Source organism: Streptococcus oralis subsp. tigurinus (assembly GCF_002096275.1).
GTDB lineage: Bacteria > Bacillota > Bacilli > Lactobacillales > Streptococcaceae > Streptococcus > Streptococcus oralis_CN.
The window spans coordinates 741,938-760,695 of record NZ_NCUG01000018.1 but is presented as its reverse complement, the minus strand read 5'-3'; the positions used below and the strand labels follow the sequence as shown (position 1 = coordinate 760,695).

13 protein-coding genes and 1 pseudogene are annotated in these 18,758 nt (G+C 39.9%); 11 read left to right on the top strand and 3 right to left on the bottom strand.

The window, feature by feature from the left end; translation table 11 throughout:
- Positions 1 to 78: 78 nt before the first annotated feature.
- Complete coding sequence (locus tag B7725_RS08860) at positions 79 to 1,251, top strand: hydroxymethylglutaryl-CoA synthase (RefSeq protein WP_162279033.1); 1,173 nt, start codon at positions 79 to 81, stop codon at positions 1,249 to 1,251.
- Complete coding sequence (locus B7725_RS08855) at positions 1,251 to 2,525, top strand: hydroxymethylglutaryl-CoA reductase, degradative (protein WP_084875756.1); 1,275 nt, start codon at positions 1,251 to 1,253, stop codon at positions 2,523 to 2,525. The genes B7725_RS08860 and B7725_RS08855 overlap by 1 nt, the downstream gene beginning before the upstream one ends.
- 188 nt (positions 2,526 to 2,713) lie before the next feature.
- Here B7725_RS08855 and B7725_RS08845 read toward each other — a convergent pair whose 3' ends face one another.
- Positions 2,714 to 3,679: a LacI family DNA-binding transcriptional regulator gene (locus tag B7725_RS08845; protein ID WP_000225991.1), complete on the bottom strand. Its 966-nt coding sequence runs from the start codon at positions 3,677 to 3,679 to the stop codon at positions 2,714 to 2,716.
- Entirely contained in the window at positions 3,660 to 5,114 is a 1,455-nt protein-coding gene (locus B7725_RS08840) for a sucrose-6-phosphate hydrolase (RefSeq protein ID WP_084875753.1), read from the bottom strand. Before B7725_RS08840 ends, B7725_RS08845 begins: the two co-directional genes overlap by 20 nt.
- A 377-nt stretch (positions 5,115 to 5,491) precedes the next feature.
- Between B7725_RS08840 and B7725_RS08835 the strand changes: the two genes are divergently transcribed.
- Positions 5,492 to 7,429, top strand: a complete 1,938-nt coding sequence (locus tag B7725_RS08835; protein WP_084875751.1) for a sucrose-specific PTS transporter subunit IIBC — start codon at positions 5,492 to 5,494, stop codon at positions 7,427 to 7,429.
- A 148-nt stretch (positions 7,430 to 7,577) separates the two neighbouring features.
- Positions 7,578 to 8,465 carry a fructokinase ScrK gene (scrK, locus tag B7725_RS08830; RefSeq protein WP_084875749.1) on the top strand — a complete coding sequence of 296 codons (888 nt, stop codon included), beginning with the start codon at positions 7,578 to 7,580 and terminating at the stop codon, positions 8,463 to 8,465.
- Positions 8,466 to 8,507: 42 nt separating this feature from the next.
- Here the strand turns inward: scrK and B7725_RS08825 are convergent, their stop codons facing one another.
- On the bottom strand, positions 8,508 to 9,125 hold the full coding sequence (locus tag B7725_RS08825) for a TVP38/TMEM64 family protein (protein ID WP_061421318.1): 618 nt from the start codon (positions 9,123 to 9,125) through the stop codon (positions 8,508 to 8,510).
- A 132-nt stretch (positions 9,126 to 9,257) separates the two neighbouring features.
- On the opposite strand from B7725_RS08825, the gene B7725_RS08820 reads away from it, so the two are divergent.
- The 7 genes and pseudogenes from B7725_RS08820 to B7725_RS08790 all read left to right on the top strand — a co-directional run bounded on the left by B7725_RS08820 (position 9,258) and on the right by B7725_RS08790 (position 18,749).
- Positions 9,258 to 11,891 (top strand): DEAD/DEAH box helicase family protein, encoded by a 2,634-nt coding sequence (locus B7725_RS08820; protein ID WP_084875747.1) that lies wholly within the window; start codon positions 9,258 to 9,260, stop codon positions 11,889 to 11,891.
- A gap of 474 nt (positions 11,892 to 12,365) precedes the next feature.
- Positions 12,366 to 12,557, top strand: a complete 192-nt coding sequence (locus tag B7725_RS08815; protein WP_142357359.1) for a hypothetical protein — start codon at positions 12,366 to 12,368, stop codon at positions 12,555 to 12,557.
- 72 nt (positions 12,558 to 12,629) lie between these two features.
- A complete protein-coding gene (locus tag B7725_RS08810) occupies positions 12,630 to 14,006 on the top strand; it encodes a reverse transcriptase domain-containing protein (protein ID WP_084875743.1) in 1,377 nt (458 codons plus the stop codon).
- Positions 14,007 to 14,113: 107 nt separating this feature from the next.
- Positions 14,114 to 15,685 carry a type I restriction-modification system subunit M gene (locus tag B7725_RS08805; RefSeq protein WP_084875740.1) on the top strand — a complete coding sequence of 524 codons (1,572 nt, stop codon included), beginning with the start codon at positions 14,114 to 14,116 and terminating at the stop codon, positions 15,683 to 15,685.
- Positions 15,675 to 15,971, top strand: a pseudogene (locus tag B7725_RS08800) (cell filamentation protein Fic); the annotation flags it as partial. The gene B7725_RS08805 and the pseudogene B7725_RS08800, both read left to right, overlap by 11 nt.
- A 136-nt stretch (positions 15,972 to 16,107) precedes the next feature.
- The gene (locus tag B7725_RS08795) at positions 16,108 to 16,983 is read left to right on the top strand and encodes an Abi family protein (protein ID WP_084875738.1); all 876 of its coding nucleotides are present in this window, start codon (positions 16,108 to 16,110) and stop codon (positions 16,981 to 16,983) included.
- An 11-nt stretch (positions 16,984 to 16,994) separates the two neighbouring features.
- Positions 16,995 to 18,749, top strand: coding sequence for a restriction endonuclease subunit S (locus B7725_RS08790; protein WP_084875736.1), 1,755 nt, complete (start codon positions 16,995 to 16,997; stop codon positions 18,747 to 18,749).
- Positions 18,750 to 18,758: the final 9 nt, after the last annotated feature.

The following is an 18,758-nucleotide window of genomic DNA, read 5'->3' as shown; positions in this document are numbered from 1 at the left end:
TTTTCTCTCATTTGTTCCTATTTGTGATAAAATAGAATAGAACGATTTTTTACAATGAATGAAAAAACAGAGGTAAATATGACAATCGGTATTGATAAGATTGGTTTTGCAACCAGTCAATATGTCTTGAAATTACAAGACCTAGCAGAAGCAAGAGGAGTTGATCCGAATAAATATAGTAAGGGTCTCTTATTAAACGAAATTAGCATTGCACCATTGACTGAGGATGTTGTCACCTTAGCTGCCAGTGCAAGTAACTCTATTTTGACAGATAAAGAAAAAGAAGAAATCGACATGGTCATCGTGGCGACCGAGTCAGGGATTGACCAGAGTAAGGCAGCGGCGGTCTTTGTTCACGGTCTATTAGGTATCCAGCCGTTCGCTCGCAGTTTTGAAATCAAAGAAGCTTGTTACGGAGCAACAGCTGCCCTCCATTATGCCAAGTTGCATGTGGAAAATTCTCCAAAGTCCAAGGTCTTGGTCATCGCTAGCGATATTGCCAAGTATGGTGTAGCGGCTCCAGGTGAACCAACTCAGGGAGCTGGGAGTGTGGCGATGTTGATTACGCAAAATCCGCGTACCATGGCCTTTAACAATGATAATGTTGCCCAAACGCGTGATATTATGGATTTCTGGCGCCCAAACTATTCAACCACTCCTTATGTAAACGGCTTATACTCAACTCAGCAATATCTTGACAGTCTTACGACGACTTGGGATGAATACAAGAAACGTTATGATTGGACTATGAATGATTTTGCGGCCATCTGCTTCCACTTACCTTACCCTAAGTTGGCCCTAAAAGGCTTGCGCAAGATGATGGATAAGACTTTGTCTCAGGAAAAAAAGGATAGTCTGCAAGAAAACTTTGATAAGTCCATTCTCTACAGTCAGATGATTGGGAATATCTACACAGGTTCCCTCTTCCTTGGGCTTCTCTCCCTTTTGGAAAATGCAGAAAATTTGAAGGCTGGAGATAAAATTGTCCTCTACAGTTACGGAAGTGGAGCGGTTTCAGAGTTCTTTAGTGGAGAACTGGTTGAAGGCTATGAAACTTACCTTGATAAGGATCGCTTGAACAAACTCCAGCAGCGTACAGTCTTATCTGTTACAGACTATGAAAAAGTCTTCTTCGAAGAGGTAGAGTTGGATGAATCTGGTTCAGCCCAATTTGCAGCTTATGAACATCAAGACTATGCCTTGGTGGAGATTGTCGACCACCAACGCCGTTATAGCAAGGTTGAAAAATAATGAAGATAAGTTGGAATGGATTTTCTAAAAAATCATACCATGAGCGCCTGGAGTTGTTGCGAGCTCAGGCGCTCCTTAGTCCTGAAAAGCAAACCAGTCTAGAGCAGGATGAACAAGTCAGCCTGGCTGTTGCAGACCAGCTGAGTGAAAACGTGGTAGGAACTTTTTCTCTGCCTTATTCCATCATTCCAGAACTTTTGGTGAATGGTCAGGATTATACAGTTCCTTATGTGACAGAAGAACCCTCAGTGGTTGCTGCGGCTAGCTATGCCAGCAAAATTATCAAGCGAGCAGGCGGTTTTACTGCTCAGGTTCATCAGCGTCAGATGATTGGTCAGGTAGCCCTTTACCAAGTTGCTAATCCTGAACAAGCGCAAGCGAAGATTGCCAGTAAGAAAGCCGAACTCTTGGAACTTGCCAATCAAGCCTATCCTTCTATCGTTAAACGTGGTGGTGGGGCGCGTGATTTGCATGTAGAGCAGATCAAGGGAGAAGCAGACTTTCTCGTTGTCTATCTCCATGTCGATACCCAGGAAGCCATGGGAGCCAATATGCTCAACACTATGCTGGAAGCTTTGAAACCAGTCTTAGAAGAACTCAGTCAGGGACAGAGTCTCATGGGAATCCTGTCCAATTATGCGACCGATTCTCTGGTAACTGCAAGCTGTCGTATTGCCTTTCGCTACTTGAGCCGACAAAAGGATGAAGCCAGAGAAATAGCAGAGAAAATAGCTTTGGCTAGCCAGTTTGCACAGGCAGATCCTTACCGAGCAGCTACTCACAATAAAGGGATTTTTAATGGTATCGATGCCATTTTAATCGCCACGGGTAATGACTGGCGTGCTATCGAAGCTGGGGCTCATGCCTTTGCCAGTCGAGATGGACGCTATCAAGGTCTCAGTCAATGGAAGCTGGACATGGAAAGAGAAGAACTGGTCGGTGAGATGACCCTACCTATGCCTGTAGCGACCAAGGGTGGCTCTATCGGTCTCAACCCCCGTGTAGCTCTTAGTCACGAACTACTGGGAAATCCTTCTGCCAAAGAATTAGCTCAAATTATCGTGTCTATCGGTCTTGCACAAAACTTTGCGGCTCTCAAAGCCTTGGTCAGTACGGGCATCCAGCAGGGTCACATGAAATTGCAGGCCAAATCCCTAGCTCTCCTAGCTGGTGCTAGTGAGTCCGAGGTTGCTCCCCTCGTTGAGCGCCTCATCACAGATAAAACCTTTAACTTAGAGACAGCCCAGCGCTATCTGGAAAATTTACGATCATAAAAAACTCAGACGCATTCGTCTGAGTTTTTTTGTGCTTATAGTCAATGAAAATCAAAAAGAAAACTAGGAAGCTAGCTGCAGGCTGTTCAAAGCACTGCTTTGAGGTTGTAGATAAGACTGACGAAGTCAGTTACATATATCTACGGTAAGGCGACGCTGACGCGGTTTGAAGAGATTTGCGAAGAGTATTAAATACTTTTTCCAGGTAATAGAGTAACGGGTAAGAAGTAACCGGTTGTCGCGACCTCTTTACCTTCAATCTTCTGCAAGAGGAGATCAACAGTGAGTTGGGCAATCTCTTTCATAGGCTGCTTAATCGTTGTCAAATGAGGATAGTAGTTCTCGATAAAGTAAGTTCCATCATAGCCAATGACCTTGAGCTCCTCAGGAACAGAAATTCCCAGTTCCTGAGCAATTTTAATGACCAGAATAGCTGTCAAATCATCCGAAGCAAAGATGGCATCTGGTTTCTGATGAGTCAAGATATTCTTGATTTCCATTTCCTTTCTGACGGGAGAGAAGTCACTCGAAACATTGATAATAGGAGCTTTTGGGAGTACAGATGCAAAACCAGCATGACGCAGTCCAGTTGGTGAGTTCGAGTTGTCATTTCCTGTAATCATGATGATAGACTGGGCGCCTGTCTTGACCAGAGTTTGGGCAGCGAGGACTCCGCCACCGTAGTTATCAGAGGAGACGACAGGAATGTCTGGAGACAGATTTCGGTCAAAGGAAATGATCGGTGCCGTCACACGATTGTAGTCTTCAATTCCCAAGTTGTGACTTCCAGAAATGATACCGTCTACCTGATTGGCCTCCAGCATTTCAATGTACTCCCGTTCTTTTTCAGAGTCATGTTCGCTGTTACAGATGATGGTCTTGTAACCATTTTTGAAGAGTTGGTGTTCCAACTTGTCAATCAACTCCGCATAAAAGACATGACTGATGTTTGGAAAAATAAGTCCAATCAACTTGGCAGATTTTCCTTGGAGACTTCGAGCCAGATTGTTAGGTTTGTAGCCTAGCTCTCGCATGGCTTCATTTACCTTTTGAATGGTTTTCTCAGATAGATAACCCTTTTTATTGATGACCCGTGAGACGGTAGTGGGGCTGACGCCTGCAAGTTTTGCGACATCAGTTAGTTTTGCGACCATAATCTAATTCATAGTAAGTTCCAGTTGGGTTTCCAGATTTGATGAGGATACCATTTTGGTCCGCATGTGGGAAGACACGACCAGAAAATACTTTTTCTCCTTTATTGATGAAAATTTCAAAGACTGACTTGTCGATGAAGATAGTGGCAGTAGTAGCTTGGTTATCAATAGGGCAAGAACGAGTTGTACCAAATTCTTGGGCGTACTGTTCACCAGCCTGACTACGATCCACTGTCACCTCTCCATTGACAAGGTCAAAGTTGATTGAAAGCCCCTTGCCTTCTTTGTCAGCGAGCAAGACAATCTCGCTTTGACTATTGGCCTCCAAGTTGAGTTCGAGTTCATAGGTGTTATTGGTTTGAGTACGGTTTGAGAAGACCTCTTCAGAAGAACGAAGTTCTTTGACAGCTGAGACAGGATATTGGTAGAGTTTGCCATCTTTGATAGTGAGTTCTTTGACCAATGAGAAGGTTCCTTGGTGGTCAAAACGGTCAGATGGGTAAGAAACATCTGGTAACCCAAGCCAACTTACTGCTAGTGCACGTCCATCTGGAGCGTTGAAGGCTTGAGTCGCATAGGCTTCGAAACCATAGTCTAGATTTTGCAATGGAGACACATCGACCATTTTGGCATTTTCAGGATCAAAGGAAGCCCCGATTTTGTACATATTTGGAAAGATATTATCGTAGTCTAGAACTTTTTTATCCAATCCTTGTGGACAGTAGAGAAGGACAGGTTGCTCCCCTACAAAGACCAGATTTGGGCATTCCATCATGTAGGCAGTGCGATCGTTAGCGAAGTCAAGGTCGCCAACTGCTTGCCAGTTTGTGTAGTCGTTGTCAACAGCCTTGTAGAGACGGACGAAGCCTTTTTTCTCCAAGTCCTGTCCACCGACGATAGCATAGTATTGACTTTTGAAGTTAAAAATTTGCGGGTCGCGGAAGTGGTCAGTAGAGTCAGATGGTTGGCCAATCAAGATTTTGTCAATTTTCGTAATCTTGCCATCCTTATCCATCAAAGCACCAATCTGGTATGGGTGACGAATCCAGTTTTCATCACGGACATTTCCTGTATAAAATAGGAACAAGTTATCGCCAAACTGCATGGCAGAACCAGAGTAGGCACCGTGACTATCCAATGGAGTATCTGGCAAAATTTTGATTCCAGTTTCTGTGAAGTGCACTAAATCATCACTTTCTAGCTGTGCCCAAGATTTCAAACCGTGGGCTGCACCAAAGGGGAAGTTTTGGTAAAAGAGGATCCACTTCCCATCAAAGTAAGAAAAGCCATTTGGATCATTGAGAAGTCCTGTTTTTGGCTCAACATGGTAACGAGTATGCCAAGGAGATTGTGCCATCTTTTCCTTTATATGTTGGATTTCTTCTTGCGTCCAATCTTCATAGGGTCTATAACGACGCTCAGTTGTCCATTCCATTTTATCTTTCCTCCATAAGTTCTATTCTATTATTAATAGTAAACGTTTTCGGCAAAAAAAGCAAGTCTTTTATGTTAAAAAAAAGAAAAATATGTCAAACGATTGCTAGAAATCAAACAAAGGGAATCTGGTAAATTTTCACGAAAAAATGAAAGAAAATGTAAATAAAAGCCTTGATTCCTCAAATATAAAGATATTTTTTTGAGGAAAAAGAAAATTTCCTCAAAAACGAGCAAAAATAATCAGAGAAAAAATAAAGAAAATAAAAAGTTCTGCAAAACGCTTGACATATTTTAGAAACGTGATAAAATAATAGTCGTAGGGCGAATAAAATCGCTTTCAAACAAGAACAAAGTTTTTATAAGGAGATTTTTGCTATGGATTATAGTAAAGTTGCTGCCGAGGTCATTGAGGCTGTCGGCAAAGAGAATCTTGTAGCTGCAGCACATTGTGCGACTCGCCTTCGTCTGGTGTTAAAAGATGAAACGAAAGTGAACCAAGTAGCTCTAGATAATAATGCGGATGTGAAGGGAACTTTTAGCACTAACGGACAATACCAAATTATTATTGGTCCCGGAGACGTTAACTTTGTATATGCAGAAATCATCAAAAAAACAGGTTTGAAAGAAGCTTCCACAGATGATTTAAAAGAGATTGTGAATAAAGACAAAAAATTTAATCCATTGATGGATTTGATTAAGCTTTTGTCAGACATCTTTGTTCCAATCATTCCTGCATTAGTTGCGGGTGGTCTTTTGATGGCATTACGTAACTTCTTGACATCACCAGACTTATTTGGACCTCAATCGATTGAAGACATGTACCCTGCTATCAAAGGGATCTCAGCGATGATTCAATTGATGTCTGCTGCCCCATTTATGTTCTTACCTGTTTTAGTAGGGATTTCAGCGGCTAAACGTTTTGGGGCAAACCAATTTCTTGGTGCGGCTATCGGTATGATTATGACCACACCAGATTTGGGTGGTAAAGAAGCTTTTTGGGATATTTTAGGTTTCCATGTTACACAAACAAACTATGCTTATCAAGTAATCCCAGTCCTTGTAGCTGTCTGGTTGTTGGCAACTTTAGAAAAATTCTTCCACAAGAAATTGCCTTCTGCGGTTGACTTCACCTTTACTCCGCTTTTATCAGTTATGATTACAGGATTCCTAACTTTTACAGTTATTGGTCCTGTGATGTTGGTGGTTTCTGATGCGATTACTAATGTCATTGTATGGCTATACAATACTACAGGTGCATTTGGTATGGGGCTCTTTGGTGGAACATACTCATTGATTGTTATGACGGGGCTTCACCAATCATTCCCTGCTATTGAAACTCAGTTATTATCGGCATACAATAATAACGGTACTGGATTTGGTGACTACATCTTTGTTGTTGCTTCAATGGCAAACGTGGCGCAAGGTGCAGCCACTCTCGCAATCTACTTCTTGACTAAAAATGCTAAAACTAAAGGATTGTCAAGTTCTGCGGCTGTCTCTGCTTTCCTTGGGATTACTGAGCCTGCCCTATTTGGGGTGAACTTGAAATATAAATTCCCATTCTTCTGTGCTCTTGCTGGTTCAGCAGTTGGTGCCTTTGTGGCAGGTTTGACCCATGTCATTGCAGTTTCTTTGGGAGCAGCTGGATTTATCGGATTCCTATCTATTAAAGCAGGTTCAATCCCTATGTATGTAGTTGCAGAAGTGATTTCATTTGTTGCAGCCTTTGCTTTAACTTATTTCTATGGTAAAACAAAAGCGGCAGGTGTCTTTGCTGATGAGGCTGCAGCAGCAACTGCAGAAACAGTTACTGAAACTACAGTAGAAGCACCAGTAGTGGAAGAGTTTGATACTCTTCAAAATGAAACAATCCAAACTCCTATCGTTGGTGACGTAGTTGCTCTTGAGAATGTCAATGACCCAGTATTTTCAAGTGGTGCAATGGGACAAGGAATCGCTGTAAAACCAAGCCAAGGCGTGGTTTACGCACCAGCTGATGCCGAAGTATCGATCGCCTTTGCTACAGGACATGCTTACGGTTTGAAGACAGCAAATGGAGCTGAAATCTTGATCCACGTTGGTATCGATACTGTATCTATGAATGGTGAAGGTTTTGAAGCAAAAGTTGCTCAAGGAGACAAGGTCAAAGCAGGTGACGTTCTTGGAACCTTTGACTCAAACAAAATCGCTGCTGCAGGTCTTGACGACACAACAATGGTTATCGTAACCAACACAGCAGACTACGCTTCTGTGACACCAGTCGCAAGCGGTTCAGTTGTTAAGGGTGATGCCGTTATTGAAGTGAAAATCTAATCAATCCTTTCTAAAGTGAAAACGAACAAATGATATGTTTGTTCGTTTTTATTAGATAGTAAGATTTACAGAGGAAAAACTAAAATATAGAGAAAAGTAACTTTTTGAAGTATGCTATAATAAAGAAAATAAAAACAAGAGGTTTATCATGACAAAATTATACGGAAGCTTAGAAGCGGGCGGTACAAAGTTTGTCTGTGCTGTCGGAGATGAAAATTTTAACGTTGTAGAAAAAACACAGTTTCCTACAACAACTCCTATCGAGACTATCGATAAAACCATCGAATTCTTTTCAAAATTCGATAATCTTGCAGGTCTTGCTGTCGGTTCATTTGGTCCGATCGATATCGACAAAAACTCAAAAACTTATGGCTTTATCACAACAACTCCGAAACCTCACTGGGCAAATGTAGACTTGCTTGGTGCCCTTCGTCGCGCCCTAAATGTACCCATGTATTTCACCACAGACGTAAACAGCTCTGCCTACGGTGAAGTAGTTGCCCGTAACAATGCTGGTGGCCGTATCGAGAACTTGGTCTACTACACTATCGGTACAGGAATCGGTGCAGGTGTCATCCAACGTGGTGAGTTTATCGGTGGTGTCGGTCACCCTGAAATGGGTCACTACTATGTAGCCAAACACCCAATGGATATTGAAAAAGAATTCAATGGTGTTTGTCCATTCCACAAGGGCTGTTTGGAAGGCTTTGCTGCTGGACCAAGTTTGGAAGCTCGTACAGGTGTTCGTGGTGAAAACATCGAACTCAACAACTCTGTCTGGGATGTCCAAGCCTACTATATCGCTCAAGCTGCGGTCAACGCTACAGTGACTTTCCGTCCAGATGTGATCGTCTTTGGTGGTGGAGTCATGGCACAACAACACATGCTGGACCGTGTGCGTGAGAAATTTACAGCTCTTCTCAACGGCTATCTACCAGTACCAGACGTGCGTGACTACATCGTGACGCCAGCAGTCGCAGGCAATGGTTCTGCTACACTTGGAAACTTTGTCCTTGCAAAAGAAGTTTCAAAATAAACCACAAAATCCGTTTGGTTTTCCAAACGGATTTTTCTATTCTCAAAACATCTGCCAGAAGAAATCAATGATATAAGTCAAACCATAAGTATAAACTACTAGGGTAAAGGGCTTGGTCAGAACGATGATAATCATGTAGCGCTTGAAGGTCATCTTGGTCAATGCTGCCAGCATACAGAGAAAGTCAGCTGGGCTAACAGGCCAGATCATCATAAAGATAAAGAAACGCTCGAAGCGATTGCCCTTATCTAACCAGCCGATGTACTTATCATAGGTGCGCTTGCTTACGACCGACTGGACAAAGGCGGCTCCGTAGAGGCGCACGAGGTAAAAGATAATGGCACAGCCAATCACGATACCGACATAGTTATAGATGGTTCCAATGATGTGGCCGTAAATAAAGACCCCAGCCACTGAGGTCAAAGCTCCCGGAATGATCGGAACAACGGTTTGTAGAATCTGTAAAAAGATAAAGAGTGGTGGTCCCCAAACCCCAGCTTGCTGGATAAAGGCCGATAGGGTTTCTTTGGACTGTAAAACTCCTGCCTGATAGGCCCAAATACAGAAAATCAAGGTGCCGACTCCCCCGACGATAGATGAGATATTGATGACTTGCTGTAGAAGGGGAGAAACAGCTTTCATTTGCTTATCCTGTGACATGTAAACTCCTCATAGATAGTATGATACTACTATATCATATTTTGGGAAGAAAAACTATCTGGATTATCTGACTGGAGAAATAAGTGTGGTAAAATGAGAATAAGAAAATGACGGTATAGAATGAGGGGTATCATGTTAGGTTTAAACTTTAAAGGAAGCTGGCGCCAATATCAAAAACAGATCTTGGATCGTTTTCAGGACTATCAAGCAGACGGTCATGTTCATCTAGTGGCTGCCCCAGGGTCTGGAAAGACCACCATTGGTATCGAGCTAATCGCTCGTTTTGGCAACCCAGCCCTCATCTTAGTTCCGACTGTCACCATTCGTGAACAATGGGTAGATAGGATTCAAACTGCATTTCTAGGGGAGGGTCAGAGGCTTTCAGACCTCGTTTCCCAAAACTTAAAGGAGATGAAGGCATTAACGATTGTGACCTATCAGGCTTTTCATAGTGCCATGAACCAACTGCAATCACAAGAAGATGGAGAAGCAGAGGATTTTGTGGGGTTCGATTTGCTTGCAAGTCTAAGAGCTCAGAAAGTTGCTACTCTTTGCTTGGACGAATGCCACCACCTGCGCAATGAATGGTGGAAAAGTCTGGAAGCCTTTCGCAAGCAGTATGGACAGTTGCAAGTCATCTCCCTGACAGCGACACCACCTTATGACAGCGAACCTGAACTCTGGGAACGCTATATCCGAATGTGTGGGGAAATTGACCAAGAAATCACGGTACCTGAACTAGTCAAGGAAGACACCCTCTGCCCTCATCAGGATTTTGTTTATATCTGTTCACCAACAGCTGAAGAGTCGGAACACCTCAGGCAGTTTGAAGATAGAAAGTGGGACTATATTCATCACCTTATAGTCGATCCTGATTTTCAAACATTTGTAGCAGGGTCTAAGGTCCTCAAAGGGGATATTTTATCTGATTTGCTCTTAGAAGATCCCAAGTACTTGTCTGCTATGTTGATTTATATGCATTCTCAGGGGTTAACGATTCCTCCCTCTTTGCAAAATTTACTGGGAACTCAAAAGCTTCCACCGTTGACCTCCTACTGGCTGGAGACACTGTTGCAGAGCATGCTCTATCAGACACCAGATTGGTATGAGGATCTAGATGGATATAAGAAAAAGTTAGAGGCTGACTTGAAGGCTCGTGGGTTGGTGGAAAAACGTCAGGTTTATCTGGTTAAGTCTAAGGCTTCTGACCAACTTTTAACCCAATCTCTGGGGAAGTTGTCTGCCGTTGCCGATATCTTTTTGACGGAGTATGAAAGTCTAGGTCAGGAACTGAGACAGTTAGTACTAGCTGACTATATTCGCAAGGATTTTGCCACCTATCTGGGAGATGATCAGGCGACCATTTCTCAGTTGGGGGTTCTCCCTTATTTTGAAAGCATTCGTCGAAAAGCTCAGGAGCAAGAGATCCCTGTATCTTTGGCTGTCTTGTCAGGTAGTGTCGTTATTTTGCCTACCGATGTGGTAGCAGAGTTGAAGGAACTCTTGCCTCAGGTTCCTCTTAGTTTCTCATCTATTGGTCACTTGGATCCAAAAGATTATGTGCAGGTTGGTTTCCCTAGCTCAGCTAAGGGAATCGTAGCGGCAGTAACGGAGCTTTTTCAACGAGGGCAGATTCAAGTCCTAGTCGGAACCAAATCTCTCCTCGGAGAGGGTTGGGATGCTCCTTGTGTTAATTCCCTAATACTCGGAAGCTTTGTGGGGAGCTTTATGCTAAGTAACCAGATGCGTGGCCGTGCCATTCGTATCTGGCCGGGACATCCAGAAAAGACCAGTAACATCTGGCATCTGGTAGCCGTTCAAGCGCAAGCACTTATCACTCTTCCTGGTGAGGAGCCTAGACCAGAGAGCAATCAGGATCTGCAGACCTTGTCGCGACGGATGGAGCATTTTCTTGGCTTGGCCTATAATCAGGAGAGTATTGAGACCGGTTTGGATCGTTTGGATTTTCCAAAGCCCCCCTTTAGGAAAAAGCAAATCAGCGAGTATAATGAGCGAGTTAAGAGTCTCTCCAAGGATCGAGCAGGCTTGCGCAAAAAATGGCAAGATGCTCTCGTAGTGGCGGATCGATTTGAGATTGTCACTGAAGTCGCTGCTCAACAACAGAAGATTCCAATCATGCTCCAGTTTGATGCATTAAAATGGGTTCGCATGTCTCTGTTGCTCCTAGCAGTGGATTTATTGTTCTTGTTGTTTAGATTGAGACTGATTAGAGTTTGGTGGCTTACGGCAGCCTGTCTCCTCTTTCTAGCTTTTGCTACATCACGCTATCTCCTCTATAAAAGCCCCTATAGGCGTATGCAATTCCTTGGTGAGCAGATCCGAAAGTCTCTGCTAGATTCGGGGCATCTAATAGACGATCAATCCCGTGTTCAGGTAGAGGAGGACAAGGACAACTATATGGTTTTTGCCTATCTCAAGGGAGGAAGCATGAGGGACAAGGAGCTGTTTGCACAGACTGTGGGAGAGTTCTTTGCTCCAGTGGACAATCAGCGCTATCTCTTGAAGGCGGATAAGGTCCGACAAGGTCAGTCACCTTACTATGTCGTTCCTAGTCTTTTTGACAAGCGCAAGGAAGATGCACAGAAATTCCTCGACTTTCTGACGCCAACTATTGGACGTTATCACCTGATCTACACACGAACAGAGGCCGGACGGAAAATCCTTCTTGAAGCTCGTATCCAAGCTCTCTCTAACAAAAACGACCGTATCTTGACTAAGAAGAAGGTTAAAAGCCGATTCGAGTAGGGTAGGTAGCTATTCGAAGTTTCGAAGACATAGACTTCCTAAAGTTTACATGCATTCTAAACTTAGAATAATAAGAAATACATAAATTTATGAGCATTCTAAGCTTTGAATAGTCTATCTGAGAAAGTTTTGGGGTCTTCGAGCTTTCGAATAGTCATCTTTCCTAAAGTTTAGATGTATTCTAAAGCTAGAAAAGTTAAAATCTAAAAATAGTAAGAGTCTCTATCTGACAGACGGAGTGTATGCCTAGCAGGTTTCCTTCGAATCGTTAGTTAATTTTAAAATTTATCAGTTCTGAAATAATTACTAAATATAGTTAAATATTGAATTAATTATTACTTGACTTCGTTTTTTAAAATGGTAAAATAAAGTTGTCCATAGGTTCAGCCGTATGGGAAGTCGAATTTATCTGTCACAATGATAGACACTTGCTTGCAAGCTACAAATTGTGCTATAATTAATATAGATGAGAAGATGTTAATTTTGATTATTACTGCAATCTGCCTCGGTCGGCAGTTTGGATTCGAACTTCGACAACGTCCTCATCTTCGTTCGACTCTTAGTCAAATCAACCAGTTTAAAGAATTGGAGGAATTACTGATGGATTTCTTTGAAGAAATCGTTCTGACATTCGTGACTAATTTGGTATTCGGTATTATAAAATAAATTAATAAGTGTGCAATATTAGCTTTTGTTATAGGAATACCGACCTATTGCTAATATTGCTCCTTTTGTTTTATGGAAAAAATAAATTTCAAGTCGTATAAGTGTAAGAAATATCGTCATATTGATAAACGAATTAAAATTGATGACGTAATAGATTATATTAAAAATCCGGAGAAGGTTGCTCATCATAGCTTTCTTCCTTTTTTGCGTTATGAGCGGAAGAGTTCTAAGTACGTTGGTTATGAGTTTAGTAATATTGATGGTAGACCTGTAAAGTTTAAGATTCGTCCTCTAATGTATGCAGGCCATTTAGATGGTTTGATATATAAATATTACTCTGACTTACTAAACATTTGCTACAATGAGTGGATGGAGGATAATGAATTAAATTTCTTCTCGGTGGCATATCGTACGAATAAACAACATCAAAGTAGTATAGATTTCGCTGCGGAGGCGATTTCTTTTATAGAGAAGCAAGACAATGCTTTTGTAATTATTGGTGATTTTGAAAAATTTTTTGATACATTGGATCACAAATTATTAAAGGATAGATTGCAGAGAGTATTAAAAGTTCAACAATTACCCAGTGATTGGTATAACATATATAAATCACTAACTAAATTTGCTTTTATTGAAAAAAGTACTTTAGATTTTTCTGATGATTCTTTGGTACTGAAAAATGATGCTAGTTATTTTCGTAGTATAGGTGATTTTAGAAAATATCAGAAATATAATAAATGCAAATTAAACAAAAATATTTTTGGAATCCCTCAAGGAAATTCATTAAGTGGAATTTTTGCTAATATCTATGCTATTGATTTTGATAGGAAGTTAGCTGAACTTTCAAAAGAATTTGATGGTTTTTATCAAAGATATTCTGATGATTTTATAATTGTATTAGATGTTGAAAAACTGTATTCTAGGTATGGAAATAATTTTGTAGAGGCGATTACAAATTTATTAAAAGAATTATCAGATGAGAATAAAATTCATTTACAGACTGATAAAAATAAAAAATTTTTTATTAATGATACTTTGTTATTGAATGAACATAACAAAGTAAATGCTATAGATTATTTAGGGTTTAGATTTGATGGTAATAATGTCAAAATTCGTGAAAAGAGTATCTATAAATTTTATCGTGAAGGTAGAAAATTGATATACAAATCTAGATATATTCAAAGGAAGAAAGGTTTAAAGAAGTTACCAAATCGTCACAAAATTTACTCATTGTATACTGATTTTGGAAAATCAAAAAAATATCCTAGCAATTTTATAAAATATGCTCAGAGGTCCCAGGAAATATTTGATAAAATTAGTCCAAATACTTCTAATCTAATGTTGTCACAATTAAAAAATAGAAAGAAAAAAATTGAAAAGGCATTAGGATACAGAATTCACTCTAAAATGAAAACCGCTCGCTCTTCTGTACTGCATCCTAAAAGTTAGATTTTTTCTGTCTAACTTTTAGGATACAATTTCATTCTTAGTTCAATTGGTTTTTCTTGAAATATGATAAAATAGAGAAGATAATGCATTAAATAAGGGAAGTAAAAATGGCAAGTAAAGAAAATGCAGAACGCAAAGAGCTGCATCGTAAAATCTGGGCAATTGCGGACGATGTTCGTGGAGCTGTAGATGGTTGGGATTTTAAACAATATATCCTAGGTATCCTTTTCTATCGCTTTATTTCAGAGCACATGGCAGACTATTTTGACCGTGCTGAGCATGAGGCTGGCGACTTAGAATTCCGTTATGCTGACTTAAGTGACCAAGAAGCTGAGCAAGATTTCAAACCAGGAACAGTTGAGGATAAGGGATTCTTTATCCTTCCGAGTCAACTCTTTGAAAATGTGGTCGAGAACGCCTCGCAAAATGAAAATCTAAACGAAGAATTGGCCAATATTTTCCAAGATATTGAGAAGTCAGCGATTGGCTTCAAATCAGAAGATGATATCAAAGGTCTGTTTGATAACTTGGATACCCGAAGCAACATCCTTGGTGGAACTGTTCCAGAAAAAAATAAACGACTTTCTGATATTCTTAATGGTATCAATAGCATTAACTTTGGCAACTTTGAGGAAAATGACATCGATGCCTTTGGGGATGCCTATGAGTTCTTGATTTCCAACTATGCTAGTAATGCAGGAAAAAGTGGTGGTGAATTTTTCACACCACAGACAGTATCTAAACTGTTAGCTCGGCTAGTCATGGTTGGTAAGGACAAGATTAATAAGGTCTATGACCCGACATGTGGTTCAGGCTCTCTCCTTCTTCAAATGAAAAAACAATACGAAGATCATATCTTGGAAGATGGATTCTTTGGTCAGGAAATCAATATGACCAATTACAACTTGGCTCGTATGAATATGTTCTTGCACAATATCAACTACAATAATTTTGATATTAAGCGAGGAGATACTCTCTTAAATCCTCAGCATTTGGAAGAAAAGCCTTTTGATGCTATTGTTTCTAACCCTCCGTATTCTGTTAAATGGGTGGGAGATGGAAATCCAACTCTGATAAACGATGATCGTTTTGCACCAGCTGGTAAGTTAGCTCCTAAGTCAAAAGCTGACTTTGCCTTTATCATGCATAGTCTAAACCACTTGTCCAATAAAGGTCGGGCAGCCATTGTTTGTTTCCCAGGAATTTTCTATCGTGGAGGAGCTGAAAAGACCATTCGACAGTATCTGGTAGATAACAACTTTGTTGAAGCAGTCATTGCCCTTCCAGACAACCTCTTCTTTGGAACTTCTATCGCAACTACGATTTTAGTTCTGGCGAAGAATAAACTTGAAAATAAAACACTCTTTATTGATGCGAGTAAAGAATTCAAAAAAGAAACCAATAACAACGTCTTGACGGATAGCAATATCGAGCATATAGTTGAATTATTCTCTAATTATCAAAATGTTGACTATAAATCTGCTCTTGTTGATAATGAGGTGATTGGCTCAGATCAAGATTACAATCTATCTGTCTCAACCTATGTTGAACAAGAAAACACTCGTGAGAAGATTGATATTGATGTGCTCAATAAAGAAATTGCTGAGACTGTTACTAAGATTGATTACTTGCGTGCAGAGATAGACAAGATTGTAGAGGAATTGAGCCATGGCAAATGATGTGATTCTCTATAGAACAGATGATGGCAAGTCCGCTATTGAGCTTCACTTGGATAATGGAACGGTCTGGCTGACCCAACAAGAACTAGCTGAGCTCTTTCAAACTTCCAAGCAAAACATTAGTAAACATATCAAGGCAATATTTGAGGATGGTGAATTGGATGAAACAGTGGTTGTCAACTATCAGTTGACAACCACTCGTCACGGTGCAATGGCTGGGGAAACTCAGTCGAAAAAAGTTGCCTACTATAATCTCGACATTATTTTAGTGATTGGTTATTGTGTATACTATATTGAAAATAATTTTAAAAAAAGTAAAAAAATCCTTGAATTATCTGCTAAAAACGGTATAATAGAATTGATAGGACCGCCCACCTCTCTTTGATGTGACAAGGCGGACATTTTTTTATACGGAAGTTATTATGAAAATTAAAGAATTTAAAACTTGGGATGAGCAGGTAGCCAAATTAATTGAGCACGGTTGTAAAGATATCAAATCAAAGGAGTATGCGATTGATATTTTACAAAAGGTTAATTATTATCGGCTAACTGCTTATTTTTTACCTTTTCGTGATAAAGACACGCAGAAGTATGATTCTAGTAAGGTTTCTTTGGAGAAAATCTATGGAATTGCTTGTTTTGATGCAGAGTTACGTTTGCTTATTTTCAAGTATTTAGAGGATATTGAGTTGTATTTTAGGACTCAAGTTGCCTATCATCATGGAAACAAATACGGAGCTTTAGCTTATAAAGAAGTGATTAATTTTAATAAATTTCATAAACATGATGAATTTTTAGAAGATATTGAAAAAGAATTGAGCCATAGACAGAAAAGCCCGATTTATAAGCATCATCAGCGAAAATATGATGGAGAATTCCCTATTTGGGTTTTAGTAGAATTTTTTACTTTTGGAATGACTTCGAAATTTTTTGCAGATTCTCCGATAGATATTCAACAAGAAATTGCTAAAAATGTCGGTATAAAGTCCACTCAAATTAGAACCTATCTAGAAGTTGCAGTGGTTTTAAGAAATTACTGCGCCCATTATAATCGATTATACTACACAAGCTTCACAAAGATACCTGGTCAACTCCCTGCTCTTATGAATGAAAATAGTAAATTGAGAAATAGACTAATGGCGCAACTTTACGCAGTTAAAAGTCTCTACCCTGATAAGAAAAAATGGAATGAAGGATTTTTATGTGAATTGTCAGCACTCATTAAACGCTATCAAACAGTGATTCATCTGCATCATATTGGATTTGTGGAGGAGTGGGAAGTAGTGCTAAAGAAATGAGGAAGTATGATATGAACATCCTGGAAGAAATTCAAAACTGTTCTGTTGAGTGGAAAGAGTTGGGGGAAGTGGCATTTTTAAAACGTGGGAAAACAATTACCTATAAAACAGCTACTGATGGACCTTATCCAGTTATTTCTGGAGGTCAGAAACCTGCATACTTCCATGGAGAATTTAACAGAGAAGGTGAAACAATAACTGTTGCAGGTAGTGGAGCATATGCAGGTTTTGTGATGTATTGGAAAGAACCTATCTTTGTATCAGATGCTTTTTCTATTAAACCATTTGAGGAAATGTTAAATACGAAGTATTTATATCATTGTCTTCTGGAAAAACAAGAAATTATTTTTAGTTTGAAAAAAGGTTCAGGTGTGCCGCATGTATATCCTAAGGACGTTTCAAAACTCCTAATTCCAACCCCTTCTCTAGAAATTCAAGAAAAAATCGTGCAAAAACTTGACAAAATGACTGAGTATGTTACAGAATTGACCTCAGAATTGACCTCAGAATTGACCTCACGTAAAAAGCAATACTCTTATTATCGAGATAAACTCTTATCATTTGAGGATGAAGTCTATCAGGTTGAGTGGAAGACACTTCTAGATGTTTCTAAGAAGGTAACGTCTGGAGGGACACCGGATAGATCAAATAGCTTATATTATGGAGGTTCAATTCCTTGGCTTAGAACTCAAGAGGTGGATTTTCGGGAGATTTATGATACAGAATTAAGCATAACGGAAGAAGGATTAGCGAATTCATCGGCTAAATGGATTGAAAAAAACGCGGTTATAGTGGCTATGTACGGAGCAACTGCTGCAAAAGTAGGTATTGCCAAAATTCCATTAACAACAAATCAAGCATGCTGTAACATTGAGGTAGATGAAGATATAGCAAATTATCGTTATGTTTACCACTGGTTGACTTATAATTACGAAATATTAAAATCAATGGGACAAGGATCGCAATCTAATATCAATGCGGGGATGATAAAAACGTTCAAAATCCCAGTCCCTTCTCTCGAAATTCAGTCTCGTATTGTTCAAGTTCTAGACAACTTTGACAAGGTTTGTAATGACCTAAACATCGGACTACCCAAGGAGATTGAACTTCGTCAAAAACAGTATGAATATTTTAGAGAAAAACTCTTGACATTCGTCGCTGAAGGCGAGTACACTGAGAGTAGAGTAGAGGAGTGGGACAATTCCGCTCTTATCAGGCTATTACAGTGGGTATTTGGTCCAATTCGAGTGAAGGTCGGACAAGTTGTCAATTTGAAACGTGGGAAACGTCTTGTTAGAAAGCAACTAACTACTTCAGGAAGTGTTCCAGTTTATCAAAATAGTTTGGCGCCCTTGGGATATTATACCGAATCAAACAGAGTGAAAAATACTAGTTTTGTAATTTGTGCAGGGGCGGCTGGTGAAATTGGCTATAGCGCTGTGGACTTTTGGGCAGCAGATGATGTCTACACATTAGAGACGTCAGATAATATTTCTGATAAATTTATGTACTATGTCTTGTTAAGTAAGCAAGATAGACTTAAATCACAGGTTCGAAAGGCTAGTATTCCTAGATTATCGAAGGATGCTATTGATAAAGTAACGTTCTACTTACCATCACTCACTGAACAAAAAAGAATCGTCTCTATTCTTGACAATTTTAACACCCTAACCAACTCTCTTTCTGAAGGTCTTCCAAAAGAAATCGAACTAAGACAGAAACAGTATGAATACTGGAGAGAACAATTATTACACTTTACTAGATAAATTCTTTCA